This is a genomic window from Candidatus Gracilibacteria bacterium (assembly GCA_028687475.1).
In the GTDB taxonomy this organism is placed as follows: domain Bacteria; phylum Patescibacteriota; class Gracilibacteria; order BD1-5; family UBA2023; genus STC-74.
On record JAQUAB010000005.1, the window covers coordinates 12965 to 28654 of the forward strand.

The window sequence follows — 15690 nt, forward strand, 5'->3', positions numbered from 1 at the left end:
TTCCTCTTTTTTTCTTATGTTTGTAAAAATCTGACGATACTTCTTTGCTTTCATTGCACTTTCGGGACTTGCCTTTTTTTCTGCTATTCCATCACTGGATGCTTCGAGTGAGAAATCACTCATGGGGCAAGTCGTAAAGCTTCAAACATATACCTATAATGAACAGTCTCAGAGCTATGTATTGGCGTATTATGGAAGCGCTGTTGTTATAGCGAAGAATCGCATCATCACAAATGCTCATGTGATTCTGGATTCAGACGGGGAAAAACCGACATGACTCTATGAGATATGTACTTCTGATGATTATCAGTCGGCTCCTAAGTGTAATAGAACGGCACGATTGCTTGCCTATGATCCTGTCGCGGATCTTGCTTTGCTTGAACCGAGCGTGGATTTCTCATCTGTGCCTGTCCATCTCGAATCAAATATACAAAAACCCATTTCTATCTGACAAACGGTTGTTATCTACGGATATCCGACTATCGGAGGTGAGACTATTACTCGAACAGAAGGAAAAATAGCAGGCTATCAGAATCCTGTATATAAGATTGATGCAAGTATTGATCATGGAAACTCTTGAGGTGGAGCATTTGACGATGAAGGGAATCTCATAGGTATTCCTTATGCAGTCAGTTCAGATAATGGTGTTATCGGCTACATGATTTCTCGCAAAGTTATCGATGAGTTTCTCACAGAAAAAACTCTTGGATACACGATAGTGCAAAAACAATCGAATTTGAATTTTGAGAGATTCCTTTCCCAAAACCATATACAAATGCAAAGGGCACAATATATCCGATGATGAGGACTCGAAATATTTAATCCCAAGAATTCTGGATTTCATCTTGCGAATACTGTTTCTGATTCAGGAAGTGGTTTATTTTCGTGGTTGTTCAATGATAATTATGGAAGAGTCTCTCTCTATATTGCTTGTACGAAAGATGCAGGAAAGCACTATGGATATGAAATAGATGCTATGACGCTCGATTCAACTCAATTGGATTCTCCTGATTATATTCTCACAGGTGCTACGGTATGAAAAAATAATGAATTCTATCATGTTCATGTGGCTCCAAAAGTACCTAGAAATGATGGTTCCCAAGAATTCACAGATACTTGGTATTACAAGAATTATGATGCGTGTTATGCACAAATATACTCTACTCATACTTCTCAGGATAATGTTCTGGTTCAGAAAGCAGAGAAAATTATACAATCTGCGAAATTCCGAAATGCATATAGCCTTCCAGTAGATCAGAGCAATCCATACTTTAGTGTTTCTGATATTCTGGATTCTGTTCGGTCAACATTCTATATAGATACGGATGGAACCAAGAAAGTAAGTCTCGAATTCTTATTGAATCCGACGCGAAGTATCGAGGCACAGATTCGTTCAGAAAAATACGATTCCCGAAATGATTATTTCACGAAACCTTTTTATACAGTCGATGCATATACAGGTAGTTTGACGTTTGATTCACTATTGCAACAATTCGCAACTAATATAGATAATACAAAAGTACAGACATTGCTTTCGAAAAACAAAAAGAAAATGATTTTTTCGTACAAGATGTCTACTGTTCCGGAAACAAAAAATACAGTGATAAATGTTTTTTATCCATATAAAATAGGTTCATCGTATTATGTGTGGAGTTGGTCAAAAACATTTCGTGACGGATCTCTCGATCATGTACAGATGATTGCTCAATTTTTCTCACAAATGAATCTTCCTGGAGAAGAAGCATTCCCATAACCTCATTTTATGAAAATACTACGAATATTTACTTTTCTCATAGCATTTGCACTTTCTTCCGCAGCTTTTGGTACGACACTTTCGAAGGATACCACATATTATTCTGATGCTTTTGAAGGAGGTTCTACTTCGAATGGAGAAATATTTACTCAATCTGGATTCACAGCAGCTACATGTGATATTCCACTCGGAAAAAGTATTTATGTTTTCTCGACGGGCACTGGTACGGTAGTTCGTGTGAATGATCGTCCGAATTGTACGCGTTACCCGAATATTCTCGATCTTACGAAGAAAGTATTTTCTCTCTTTGCACCCGTGTCTGCGGGACGAGTATCAGGAATTCAGGTAGATACACTTGATTCACTGAATTCATTTCTCTTTCGTTCTCTAGGTATTCAGTTGGATGCAGATACTCCGACTGTGTATTTTGCAGGGGATGGTGTTGAATTTTCTGGTAAGGTTCTGAACGGGAAATCGAATGTTATTGTTTTTCTCCAAAATGAAGATACAAAAGAAGAATTGACGAAACTTTTTTCTGTAGAATCAGGGAAAATATTCCGAGCGCGGCTCACACTCCCAAAAACTCCTGGAAAATATAGTCTCGTTATCGCGAGTGGAAATAGCTTCGAGACACGAAATATTGGATATATTACCCTCATTTCTCGTGATACATTCTACACGTCTGATGTTCTCCCTGAAACAAATGTTCGTCTTTTTCCTCGTGTGGAACAGATTGACGGTATTCCGAGCATCGCTCTTGCGAGCGGACTCTGGGGAAATCTCGAGATGAATCAAGATACAAAAACATACCAAACTTCTGGTACACGTTTTTTGTTTGATTCACTTCCGCAGTACCGTACTGGCAAGGCAACGGTCAAAATAGAAGGATATACAACAAGTTCTGGAGGATCTCTAGATCGAACTGCTTCTATTGCTTCACTCTTTTCTGGCACAGTTCTCCTGGATCGTACACATGAGAAGGAATGACAAAATCTCGCAAGTCTTCGCCAATATAGGCAATTTACGAATCTTCGTTTTCGAGTTCCTGCAACACCAAAAATTCGTAGTACGTATTATTTGACTCTTCCTGATGGAGATGTCCGTGAACTTGAATTTCCTGTTTCCTCGGTTGGAGAGGATGGATATCTTCTTTCTGGAAAAACTATTTCTGTGACACTTCCGACTCTGGATGAGTGAACATATCTTATCGAAACGGTGAAAGAGGATGGAATTGCCTACTTCAATCTGCCGATTACTCGATGATCTGTCTGGAATATTCTCGAACCATATACTCCAGAACGCGCTTCTATGGCACCGAAAGATACACAATCTGTAACGAATTTCATCGTGAATCAGATCAATAAGATCCGTGCAGCACTCGGAAGAAATCTGCTCGTGGTGGATGATGAATATATGCAACTGGCTCAAGCGAAGGCCCAAGATATGGTAACGCGGAATTATTATGGACATCAAGACCCAGATGGGAACTATGTGAATGCTCTTGTGGCGAAACTCGGGCTCAATATTGTCGGAGAATTTCGTGAGAATATTGCCTATGGTGAAGGGAAAATCTGGGATGTTGTTCTTCAGGATGGACTCGAGGAATCAGGCAGTCACCGTTTCGCCATGCTCGTTCCGACATATACGAAAATAGGAATTGGATATGTTCGCAATGGAGATAAGACCTATTTGGTTGAGATTATTGGAGAATAATTTTTGTCACCTTTTCTTATGAGTATCGTCATCTTGTATGGTGGTACTTTTTTCTTGCACTCGTGAGAAAAACAGTATACTTTAAGTATCTTTAAATATTTCTTATGAAACACACATATTTGCTTCTCCCAGTATTGTTGTTTTCTCTTGTTGCCTCGACTCATGCTGCACCAGAACCAAAGTTCGTCGTGCAGAAATTCGAATCTTGTTCTGCACTCGAGGATAGTCTCATAAAAGTAATGGAACGCTATCAAGATCGCTATTGGTATCCGATGTACGCTCGAGGAGGAATTATGTTTGATATAGCTAAATCTATCATTGCTCCGACTGCGAACGTTGTACAGCAGGAAACTGCGAGTGATGCGTGAGCTTCGACTGACCCATTCTCGACCACCAATATCCAAGTCGCGGGAGTCGATGAAGCGGATGTAGTGAAGACTGATGGGCAATATATTTATACCTATTCTCAGACTCGCGCTGATGTCTCTATCGTCCGTGCAAGTGACCTCACTCTCATGAAGACGATTTCTTTGCCTTCATCTTTTGCTTCGGTTGAGATGTATCTCTCGAATAACAAGCTCATACTCGTAGGACAAAAGTATACAGAGAATAGTCCATATTATTATGTGTATCGTTTTTTTGCTCCAGAAACCAAGACAATTGTTGCTGTCTATGATGTGTCATCTCCAGATGCTCCGAAGCTCGAACGATATAATCAGATAGATGGTAATTATACTGATTCTCGTCTCATTGGTTCGACTCTTTATTTTCTCTCGACGACGAATCTCCGCATACCTCCTATCTATATGACCAGTTCTGCATGAAGTTCTGTATTCGACGCAGTGAAATGAGAAATAGAGAAAAATTTTGCCCTCAATAATGTTGTTCCACAAATCAGAGAAGCTCGTGCAAATGGTCCGGTTGGACGTTTTATTCAGAGTATTCGGGCATCAGCCGCTTCGTGTAGTGATGTGACGTTTGTTCTTCCGGATGATGAGACACTTCAGAATATTGATTTCACTCCTGCATTCGTTTCCCTCTCTTCGCTCGATATCATGAGTCCTGCTACGAAGATGAAGAGTGAGATATTGTTCGGTGATGTGAGTCAGATTCATATGAGTCGCACGTCACTCTATATCACTTCCACTATTTCTCAGACGAATTCCTCTGATGCGAAATGTAGCAATAACGCGAAATGTATAGCGCCAGCATATCAATATGAGAGTTCGACACTTATTCATCGCTATGCTCTCGAGAATGGTGGAGTGAAATATGTGTATACTACGAAAGTTCCAGGAAATCCAATGAATCAGTACTCTATGGATGAAGACGCGGCTGGGAATTTCCGTCTCGTGACTCAACTGTACTCTTGGTCGAGTGGAGAAAATAAAAATAGTACTACACTTTCTGTGATAGATCCAACAGGAAAAGTAATTGGTTCACTTTCTGGAATTGCTCCAGGAGAGAACTTCCAGTCTGCTCGATTCATAGGGAATCGTCTCTATCTTGTGACTTTCCAACAGATTGATCCACTCTTTGTCATTGACCTCTCGACTCCAACCGCTCCGAAGATTCTCGGTGAGCTCAAGATGCCCGGATATTCGACCTATCTTCATCCATATGATCAGGATCGCCTCATCGGTCTTGGATATGATACTTTCACGAACAAAAACGGGGGAGTTCAAAATGGTGGGCTCAAGATCGATCTCTACAATGTCGCTGATGTGAAGAATCCGAAAAAAGAGGGTTCACTGGTTCTCGGGGATAATGGATCAAGTTCAGAAGTGCTTACGAATCCTCGAGCATTCGTTTACTACAAAGAAAAAAATCTTCTTCTGCTTCCAGCCCAGATTTCTACTAGCGCACATGATCCTGTCGACACATACCGTATGAAGTCGATATACCAAGGACTTATCGGAGTCTCTATTGTACCAAATAGTATTGTCGAGAAATTTCGCGTGAGTCATATACAAGTTCCTACAGACCTCGAAAGACAATGGAGAGATGATTGTTCGAAGTATTCTGGAAATGGATCTCAGACCTGTCGCAAGCTTCTCGACGGCACTGACTATTGTACAAGTACGTATTCCTATGTTCCTCAGTATTGTTTCGCAGATTCGACGGTTGAGAGTTATCTGGCTGCGAATATCTGGAACTACAGTGATGATTTCGTCACTCGAGCTCTCTATATTGGTGAGCACTTCTATTCACTCGCGAATAGTGGTATCAAGTCTTGGAATTTCGCCAATCCAACAAAACCGACAGCAACAATCACGTTCACTGGAAGTTCGAAGCAAGATTATCGAATTATGCCAGCGATGATGCGATAGATTCAGGAATCCTCACGAGCGTTCGTGGGGATTTTTCTTGACTTCAATGAGTCTTTCTATATTATGCATTCACGAAAAGCGATTGAGCGGCCAACACCCGCGAGCTCATGGAAGAACGAATTTGTCATTCCTGCGAATGCAGGAATCCAGAGACTCTAGATTCCGTAATAAATACGGAATGACAGATACAATTAGAACCATGCGGAGTCGAGAAGCTCCGTCATCAAAATAAAATCAAGTACAGCCTCGGTGGCACCTCTTAGATAAATTAAAAATTCAAAATTAAAAATTCAAAATATCTTGAATCATTAATCTTGAATCTTGCATTTTGAAAAGCCGAAGCACATAGAATCTTTATTTCTGTGTGTTTTTTATTTTATGGAATCAGCCTCTCCAAAATACACATCCTATACTCCTGAATGAGAGTGTATTTTTTGTAAAATTGCATCTGATATTACTCTTCAGTCAAGGGTTGTTTGGGAAGATAATGACTATATAGCATTTCTCTCAATATTTCCAAATACAGAATGATTCACGGTTGTTATCCCAAAGAAGCATTATCCAAGTGATGTCCTTGCTCTTCCTGATAATCTACTGCAAGAGTTTATTCTTGCGGCAAAGAAAGTAGCAAAAATTCTTGAAAGCTATTTTCCAGATGTTGGTAGAGTGGGGCTTATTATGGAGTGAACAGGAATCAATCATGCACATATCAAATTGGTTCCCATGCATGGAACAGAAAACTTGAAGACTTGAGAATGGAGACAATTTCTGAGTAATGAATCGCAATTCTTCGAAAAATATGATGGTCATATTAGTTCCCATGATTGACCACGTGCTAATGATAGTATACTAGATGCTCTTGCAATGGGAATCCGGAATTTCAATAAATAACTATTACTAACCCACTATTACTTATGCACCGCACACATACCGCTGGCGAGCTGAACGCAACACATATCGGACAGACTGTCACTCTCGCAGGTTGGGTAGCCAATCGTCGCGACCACGGAGGACTCATCTTCATCGATCTCCGCGACCGCTACGGTATCACCCAGACCGTCTATGATCCTACTGAGAATTCTGAGGCACATGCTGTTGCAGACACTTTCCGTTCAGAATACGTTGTGAAGCTCACAGGAACCGTACGAGCACGTCCAGAAGGTCAGACGAATGATAAGCTCTCTACGGGTGATATCGAAGTTATCATCACTCATGCTGAGGTGATATCGAAGTCAGAAGTTCCACCGTTCGAAGTCACAGAATATACTGAAGCCAATGAAGATATTCGCCTCAAGTACCGCTATCTCGACCTTCGCCGCAAGAGCACTTTCGACAAGATTGCCTTCCGCGCGGAGATGAACAAGTTCACTCGCGATTGGTTCACAGAAAATGGATTCCTCGAAGTCCAGACTCCGATCTTCACTGTATCATCTCCAGAAGGGGCTCGTGACTATCTCATCCCATCACGTCTCCACCAGGGAAAATTCTATGCACTTCCTCAGGCTCCACAGCAATACAAGCAACTTCTCATGGTCGGTGGTGTGGATAAATACTTCCAGATTGCTCCATGTTTCCGTGATGAAGACCCTCGTGCAGATCGTCACTCATGTGAGTTCTACCAGATAGATTGTGAGATGAGCTTCGTCGAACAAGAAGATATATTCGCGGTTGCTGAGCCTTTTGCGAAAAATCTCATCAACACTCTGACGGATAAAAAAATCATCAATCTTGGTGAAAATGAGAAATTTCGCCGTCTCACTCACAAGGAAGCAATCAATACCTACGGTTCCGACAAACCAGATATCCGATTCGATATGCACTTCGAGGATTTCACTGAGGAGTTTCGTGATTCTGGATTTTCTCTCTTCGCGAAAACCGTTGCTGAAGGTGGAGTCGTGAAAGCGATGAAACTCGAAGGGAAGACTCTCAGTCGTTCGGAGATTGACTCGCTCACTGAAGTAGCGAAATCTCTCGGAGCTGGAGGGCTTGCGTATATCATCTATGAAACTGACGGTCCAAAATCGCCGATCCTGAAGTTCTTCACCGGAAATGAGCTCGAAGCACTCGCGCAAAAACTCGCGCCAAAAGTCGGAGATATGATTTTCTTCGGTGCTGGTGACTACAAGGCAATATGCAAAGTCCTCGGTGGTGTTCGTATCGCTTGTCGCGATCGATTCGACCTCGTCGATGCTGGAGATATTGCCTTCTGTTGGGTGACAGACTTTCCGATGTATGAACAGAAAGATGACGGTTCCTATGACTTCGAACACAATCCGTTCTCGATGCCTCATGGTGGAGCGTCTGCATTCGATGGGAATCCAGATCCGCTCTCTATCTATGGTATGCAGTACGACCTCGCGTGTAACGGCTATGAGATCCTCTCTGGTTCTATCCGTAACCACAATATCGAAGCGCTCGTGAAGGCGTTCAATGTCGTCGGAAAGTGAGAAGCGGAAGTGAAGGAAAAGTTCGGTGCGATGTACAACGCGTTCCAATACGGTGTTCCTCCACATGGTGGATTCGCATTCGGATTCGATCGTCTCCTCATGATCCTCCGCGATGAGACGAATATTCGTGAGATCTATGCATTTCCGAAGTCAGGAAAAGCAGAAGATGCGATGATGAATGCTCCTGCAGAAGTCGATGAGATTCAACTTCGCGAGCTTCATATTAAGGTGAGGGAGGCGAGTAAATAATTTTTCTAAGTTTTTAGATAAAAATGATTAAGAAAGGAATCTTGTTGTATTATAAGGTTCCTTTTTGTCATTCTGAGAAACGAAGAATCTGCTTTGTTGGAAGTACTCCACCATGAGAAAGAAGAAATATTGACAAAGGCACATATTTTATATAATTAATTTTATTATTTATAATAAATATACTATGTCATCACCACAGTTTTCATCTTTCTTCCGAGAGTTTTGAGTCGATTTAGAAAATCCACTTTCAGGTTTTAATTACTCGGAACTCGTTCTGGAAAATCATGTCCAGACTTTCCCTTTCCAGGTAGCGCGTATATTGACTACTCCTCGCGGACCAACAGATGTTCAAGAGTGACTTATTGGGGTCATTGTTCCATATATTGTAGAAGATGATATACAACAGATTGTTTCAGTATTTAGTGATAAACCACTTTCTTCAGGATCTGTGGATATGAAAACAGGGAAACATGTTGAACATACTACTGATACTCTTGTAGTTAATCCAGAATGATTTGTGAACTCTGTTTTATTTGCATGTTATTATTACTTAAATAATGGACAACAAGAGGTTGCTTATAAGATGATGCAGTATATAAATCAAATAATTCCATATGTTGGCAGATCTCTGATTTGGACTATTACTCCTGAAAATCCAGCTAAACCATTTTCTGATATTGGAAATGTAACTACTCGTGAGCAACTTATCAATCCATATTTGTATCAAGAAGAGATATTTCCAAATACACGCCCTCCACATACACAACTTTCTTAGATTTCCTTTAGTATTTTCAATGAATAGTTGTAAAATTCCAATGTATTTCAGTGGGATTTTTCTTGCTTTTATATCATATTGATATACAATTGCCATATATCGTAAATTCAATATATGACTAATCAAATAAAACAGGAACCTGGATTGCTTCGTTCTCGCGAGTGACGGGTACCAAAGTCATCAAAAATAACCACGACTGTCCGTCTTGATTCAGACCTCAAAGCGCGTGCTGAAGAATTTGCACGAGCGAATCATATGGATTTTTCGACATTTCTCACTTTTTCGCTCCATACTACTATCCAGAATGGTGGCAAGATAGAGCCACGAATATCTGACGAAAAGCTGGCATACTATCAGAAGCTCGCGAATCGGGTGGATTCAGGTGCAATCAGTACAGAAAGTTTTGAGTCTATTGATGCCCTGAGGTCATCATATAAGAACTAAGTTATGGGAAAGAATCCAATCGAACAAACTTCTCAGTTTCGAGAATGAATGAATCTCCTTACCTCTTCTCAGCGGGAAGAGGTTTTCTTGACTCTTGAGATGTACATGATGATGCCATTTCATCAGAGCTTGCGGAATCATTCTCTTCGTGAGGAAGATTCACGTATACGATCTATTTCGATCAGTGATGATTTGAGGATTATCTTTCGAGAAAGGTGAGAATGAAACATTCTCCTTCTTGATGTTGGAAACCATGAACGAGTATATTGAAATTATTAAATTATGACTTGGATCACCCTCACCCTTATTGCATCTTTTTTCTTCGCTATCGAGAATCTCTTCGACAAGCGGATATCGGATAAAACAGAGAACACCATTAGTGCCCTGTTTTTTATGAATATCGTGAAAATCCCAGCACTCATATTGCTCGGTGTGTATTGGTTTCCTCTATTTGTCTTTGATGCGAATATTCTCTATTGGTCTCTCTTGGTGGGAATTATCTCGGCAGTGACAGGATTTCTCTATATGCAAGCATTCCAGTACGGTGATGCATCGAGTGTGATGCCAATCTATGAGCTCGGACCTCTTTGGGCTATTTTCTTTGGTTTTATTATTCTCGGAGAGCTTCCGCATTCTTGGCAATATCTTGCTCTTTTTTTGCTCGTGTGTGGAGGATTGATTTTTTCGGTGGAGAAATCTTTCATTCAGTCATTTTCACGAAAGAAGGTTCTGAATATCGCACTCTTCATAGTACTTCTGGCAAGTCTCGGCTACAATCTTCAGTACGTTCTGACCAAGTTCGTCATTATCCGTAGCAATCTGGAGACAGCATTTCTTCTCCAGCAGATTTTTTATATTGGATTTTCTTTGGTTTTTGCATTTCAGAAATCCAGAGGTGCTGTATGGAGAGATACACGCCGTATGTCGAGAAAATTTATCTTCGGATGAATCCTTGCTGAAGGCGTTGGTATCTGGGCATTTGTACTCTATACGATGGCATTTACTCAGGGGAATGTGTCACTCGTGAATGCGCTCGCAAGTACACAGACGTTGTTTGTGATTTTTCTATCCTGGGGAATGAGTGTGTTTGTTCCTTCGTTTTTTCATGAGAAATGGTCTCGGTCGGATGCTGTCCAGAAAATTATTGGCACGATTTTTATTGTTGCCTGAGTAGTGTGTATATATTTCTTTTCCTAGGAAGTGCATAAAATTATAAATTCTCTTGATTTTAGAATTAGCACGTATATAATTTGAGTGCTAATTTATTTTGTAACCAAGAAAAACTATGCAAGCACAATTCCAAGAATCAGATAATAGAAGTCCGCTCGAGAAATACACAATCAATCTCACTGCTCTTGCGAAAGAAGGGAAAATCGATCCTGTAATTGGTCGTGAGGATGAGATTTATCGCACAATTCAGATACTTTCCCGTCGGTCCAAGAATAATCCTGTCCTTGTCGGTGATCCCTGAGTGGGAAAAACTGCTATTGTCGAGGGCATCGCTCGCAAGATTGTCGCGAGAGAAGTTCCAGAGATGCTTTTTGATCGAGAAATCCGAACACTTGATCTCACATCGCTCATCGCGGGAGCGAGTTATCGAGGACAATTCGAGGAGCGACTGAAGTGAGTGATAGACGAGGTAGAGAAATCCGAAGGGAAAATCATTCTCTTCATCGATGAGCTCCATACAATCGTCGGTGCTGGTGGGGGAGAAGGTTCATCTGATGCAGGCAATCTCCTGAAGCCGTCACTCGCTCGTGGTCGAGTCAAGGTCATCGGTGCAACGACACTCGCTGAATATCGGAAGTATATCGAGAAAGATGGGGCGCTCGAACGCCGATTCCAGCCTGTTCCTGTTGAGGAACCGAATCGCGAAGATAGCCTTGCGATTCTCCGCGGACTGAAGGAACGATATGAGACATTTCATGGAATCACGATCAGCGATGATGCTATTGTGTCTGCAGTGGATCTCTCGATTCGCTATATTGGTGATCGCAAGCTTCCAGATAAGGCAATCGATCTGCTCGATGAAGCAACTTCGAGTGTGAAGATGCGTGCATATTCACGTCCAGTCGAACTCGATAAGGTCGAGAAAGAGATTCGATCTCTCGAGATTGAACGAGAAGCTATTCGAAATGAGAAGGAAAAAACGAGTCGACTTCAAGAGCTCGAGAAAGAGTTGACCGCCAAAAAAGAACAATTTTCTCTCCTGGATCAAGAATGGAAAATTGCGACACAAGAACGAGAAAGTATTTCTCACCTGCGTGATGAAATCGCTGAACTCGATAAGAAAGCAGATGATTATACCTATAGTGGAGAATATAATAAAGTAGCAGAGATTCGCTATGGATTATTACCTGTGAAGAAAAAAGAACTCGAAGATCTCGAACAGAATGTGAAAATCGATCAGACGGTTCGTTCGGATGATGTTGCATGAATCGTGGGAAAATGGACAGGAATTCCTGTCGGGAAATTGCTCGAATCGGAGATAAGTATATATACTCGACTAGAAGATATTCTCGGACAATCTGTCATCGGACAAAAGGATGCACTTCGGAAAGTAGCAGAAGCACTTCGTCGATCAAAGGTGTGACTCTCTGACGCTCATCGTCCTATTGGCTCATTTCTCTTCGTTGGGCCGACTGGTGTCGGAAAAACAGAAACCGCAAAAGCGCTCTGTAATACGCTCTGGAATGATCCGAATGCCTATATACGTCTCGATATGAGTGAATATATGGAATCCCACAGTGTCGCGCGACTCATCGGTGCACCTCCGGGTTATGTCGGATATGAAGAGGGTGGTCAGCTCACTGAAGCGGTACGACGTCATCCGTACTCGGTTATCCTACTCGATGAAGTAGAAAAAGCGCATCCTGATGTTTGGAATATTTTTCTCCAGATTCTCGATGAAGGTCAGATTACCGATGGGAAAGGACGAAAGGTGAATATGAAAAATACGATTATCATCATGACTTCAAATATTGGAAGTCAATTTATCACGGATATTCCTGATCTGACAGAGCGTGAGAAAAGAATCAAAGAGGAACTTCGAAAATACTTCCGTATAGAATTTCTCAATCGTATCGATGATATTGTGCTCTATGATTCTCTGAATGAAGAAAATATTCATCAGATTGTTCTTCTCTTGCTCGATCATGTAGCAAAACAACTTGTTCACAAAAATATCAAGGCTGTTTGGGATCAGAGTGTAGTGGATTATATTGCTCGCGTAGGCTATGATACAGAACTCGGTGCTCGTCCTCTCAAGCGTGCTATCACGGAATATATCGTGAATCCGCTTTCTGAGAAAATCCTTGTTGGAGAAATCGGAGAATGAGATGCAATCGTCGTGAAAATCGGAAATGAATGAATATTTGAATTTAACAAAAATCATTAGTCTGAAAGAGAAGTTTCTATCATATGAAGCTTCTCTTTTTTTGTCATCTGTTTGATAGCATATTCCTGTTTCGACGCTTCACTTCTGGAATCATATTGTTCCTGATAAACGAGCTTCACAGGACGTCGTATCTTCGTGTATTTTGCTCACTTGTCTGTATGGTTGTGTTCGAAAACACGCCGTTCGATATCGGTCGTGATTCCAGTATAGAGCGTATCGTCGGCGCAACGGAGAATGTAGGTGAAATACATGCTAATTATATGTCTTATGATTGGGTATATCTTCCGAAGCTGCCAGTACTTGTGGATACATTCCTAATTTTCTCTGAATAAGAGGATTAATTGGTCTCTCATTATATGGAGGGATTCACTTTTTCTCGAGAAAGTCTCTTAGATCAACAAATTTCCCTATTTTTCATTGATTTTCATTCGGTGCTTCCTCCAATGTATCGTAGTGTTGGACGATTTCGAGAAGTGAGTTTGGTTTCTTCATTTCTTGGTTATAGAAAGTCATCTCCGAAAGTATCTCATCTGGGAATAATGCCATGCAAACATAGATAAGATCTATATATTCTTGGTACAATTTTTTCTTGATTGCTGCCTCTCGAAGGAGAAAATCAATAAAAAACTTTCCGCCTTCTTGCTTCCTATTTTTTTCTTTCGACATCATATCTTCAGTGGCCTTTACTATGATACTTTTTCCCTGTTCTGATTGTTCTTCCCAGAAATAAAACAGAAATGTTCACAGAAACATATCTAAATGTGACTGTTTTCCTATGAGGGCAAGACTCTTTTTTATTCGTTCATTGCCATATGCCCATACGAGAAGAGTTCCATGAGAAAAAGGGGAACTATTGTCAGCTAAGCAATGAGTTATGAGTTCCTTCACACTTCATTCAACCCGCATACTTCCGAGACCCATTCTATCTTCCCGTATTTCTTTTATTTGTTCTATGGGGTCAAATCTTGGGAAAGAAGGAGCTCGAGTTACAGATGTTCCTTGTGTAGACATAGTGCTATTCTAGCATATTTTCTGAGATAAAACAAAAAATCCCCAATAGGGGAATTTCTTATTCGAGTTCGAGGTATTCGTCGATGCGTACTTGCCATACGAATTCATCGATATGCGAGACGAGGATCATTGTTCCTTCGTATTCGTCGAGTGCCTTGGCAATCACAGGAAGGTGGCGGAAGTTGATGTGGTTCGTCGGTTCGTCGAGGATGAGGAGTCCTGGTTTTTCGAGCGCGAGCTTGCAGAACATGACGAGACCTTTTTGTCCTTCGGAGAGGGCTCCGATCGGAGTTGCCATGAGTTCTCCTGTGATGAGGAATCCTGATGCGAAAGAACGAAGGTCTTTATCGAGCATTTTTCGATCTGATGCCTCGAAGAGACAATCATACACTTTCTGAGAAAAGTCGAGTGTTGAAAAATCCTGACGATAGTATCCGATTTTTACATTGTCACCAATCTTTGCTCATTTTGCAGTTCACTTCGCGATAGATTCGAGGAGCGTAGATTTCCCGATACCATTCGGTCCTGAGAGGAGGAGGTGACGATTCTTTCCGAGAGAGATGTTCACTTCTTTCTCGATAGGATTGTGATCCTTGATAATCTGCACACTGGTGAGCTGGATGATCTGACCACCGACACCTTCTTGGTTCGGGATTTTGAAGTCGCGAATCGTCTTATCTTCACGGCGGATATCACCTTTCGATGCTTCGAGTTCTTCTGCTTTCTCCACCATTTTCTTCGCTACCGCTCGGAGTTTTCCTCCCTTGTGGGCGAAGACGTTTGCCTGGTCCTTGTTGGCTTGGATTTCTTTCTCGAGACGAGCATTTTCACGATTCTGGCTCTCGATACGACGCTCAACTTGCTCCACCGCATCATGGTAGTTTCCTACGAATTGTTCTACCTTTCGAGTGAAGACATCGAGGTAGAGAATCCCGTCCGTGAACGAGTTCAAGAATTCCGCATCATGGGAAATGACAAGAACCGTCTTGTCGTAGTTCTGGAGAAATGAAGTCATGTGCCAGATGCCAGCAGTATCGAGGTTGTTCGTCGGCTCATCGAGGAGGAGAATATCCGGATCTTGGATGAGTGCTGCAGCGAGAAGAAGACGCGCTTGTTGTCCACCAGAAAAACTCGAAATAGTTCTATCAAGGAATTGTGCAAATACCTGTTCCTTGGTCAACGGAGAGCCTACTGGTACACTCGGAACGAAATCCACAGCATCGAGTACTTCGCGAATATCGCGGTCGATATTGTGTGCATCACTGCGCGAATATTTGCGGAAATATTCCTGAACAGAGAGTTCCTTGTCTTCTTTTGGCATCACTTGTTTCGCGATAGCGATATGCTTGCCAGCCGTGACAAGGATACGCCCTTCATTCACTTTATATTCTCCAGTAATCATCTTGAAAATCGTAGACTTTCCAGCACCATTCTGTCCCATGAGTGTGATCTTGGATCCTTCACGCACAGAGAAACTGACTTCATCGAGGAGCCATTTCGGAGCCATATATCAGAACGTCACTTCATCGAATCGGATGATAACATCTCACTTAGCCATAGAAAAAGAATAT

The 15690-nt window shown here is 41.5% G+C and carries 12 protein-coding genes; 9 read left to right on the plus strand and 3 right to left on the minus strand.

The window, feature by feature from the left end:
• Window positions 1-16 precede the first annotated feature (16 nt).
• The 9 genes from PHY14_04875 (at window position 17) to PHY14_04915 (ending at window position 13108) form a co-directional block, all read left to right on the plus strand.
• The gene (locus PHY14_04875; protein MDD2694218.1) at window positions 17-1753 is read left to right on the plus strand and encodes a trypsin-like peptidase domain-containing protein; all 1737 of its coding nucleotides are present in this window, start codon (window positions 17-19) and stop codon (window positions 1751-1753) included.
• Between the two features lie 9 nt (window positions 1754-1762).
• Entirely contained in the window at window positions 1763-3466 is a 1704-nt protein-coding gene (locus PHY14_04880; protein ID MDD2694219.1) for a CAP domain-containing protein, read from the plus strand.
• Window positions 3467-3570: 104 nt separating this feature from the next.
• A complete protein-coding gene (locus PHY14_04885) occupies window positions 3571-5796 on the plus strand; it encodes a beta-propeller domain-containing protein (protein ID MDD2694220.1) in 2226 nt (741 codons plus the stop codon).
• A 378-nt stretch (window positions 5797-6174) separates the two neighbouring features.
• Window positions 6175-6687, plus strand: coding sequence for an HIT family protein (locus PHY14_04890; protein MDD2694221.1), 513 nt, complete (start codon window positions 6175-6177; stop codon window positions 6685-6687).
• 23 nt (window positions 6688-6710) lie between these two features.
• Complete coding sequence (aspS, locus tag PHY14_04895; GenBank protein ID MDD2694222.1) at window positions 6711-8492, plus strand: aspartate--tRNA ligase; 1782 nt, start codon at window positions 6711-6713, stop codon at window positions 8490-8492.
• 184 nt (window positions 8493-8676) lie between these two features.
• Complete coding sequence (locus PHY14_04900) at window positions 8677-9267, plus strand: hypothetical protein (protein MDD2694223.1); 591 nt, start codon at window positions 8677-8679, stop codon at window positions 9265-9267.
• 114 nt (window positions 9268-9381) lie between these two features.
• A complete protein-coding gene (locus tag PHY14_04905) occupies window positions 9382-9711 on the plus strand; it encodes a hypothetical protein (GenBank protein ID MDD2694224.1) in 330 nt (109 codons plus the stop codon).
• A 282-nt stretch (window positions 9712-9993) separates the two neighbouring features.
• Window positions 9994-10908 (plus strand): EamA family transporter, encoded by a 915-nt coding sequence (locus PHY14_04910; GenBank protein MDD2694225.1) that lies wholly within the window; start codon window positions 9994-9996, stop codon window positions 10906-10908.
• Window positions 10909-10996: 88 nt separating this feature from the next.
• Window positions 10997-13108 carry an AAA family ATPase gene (locus PHY14_04915; protein MDD2694226.1) on the plus strand — a complete coding sequence of 704 codons (2112 nt, stop codon included), beginning with the start codon at window positions 10997-10999 and terminating at the stop codon, window positions 13106-13108.
• On the opposite strand, the gene PHY14_04920 is transcribed toward PHY14_04915, so the two are convergent.
• The 3 genes from PHY14_04920 to PHY14_04930 are packed head-to-tail and all read right to left on the minus strand — an operon-like array spanning window position 13105 to window position 15677.
• Window positions 13105-13359, minus strand: a complete 255-nt coding sequence (locus tag PHY14_04920; protein ID MDD2694227.1) for a GIY-YIG nuclease family protein — start codon at window positions 13357-13359, stop codon at window positions 13105-13107. The genes PHY14_04915 and PHY14_04920 overlap by 4 nt on opposite strands.
• 1 nt (window position 13360) lies before the next feature.
• Window positions 13361-14119: a hypothetical protein gene (locus PHY14_04925; protein ID MDD2694228.1), complete on the minus strand. Its 759-nt coding sequence runs from the start codon at window positions 14117-14119 to the stop codon at window positions 13361-13363.
• A 58-nt stretch (window positions 14120-14177) separates the two neighbouring features.
• A complete protein-coding gene (locus PHY14_04930; protein ID MDD2694229.1) occupies window positions 14178-15677 on the minus strand; it encodes an ATP-binding cassette domain-containing protein in 1500 nt (499 codons plus the stop codon).
• Window positions 15678-15690 lie beyond the last annotated feature (13 nt).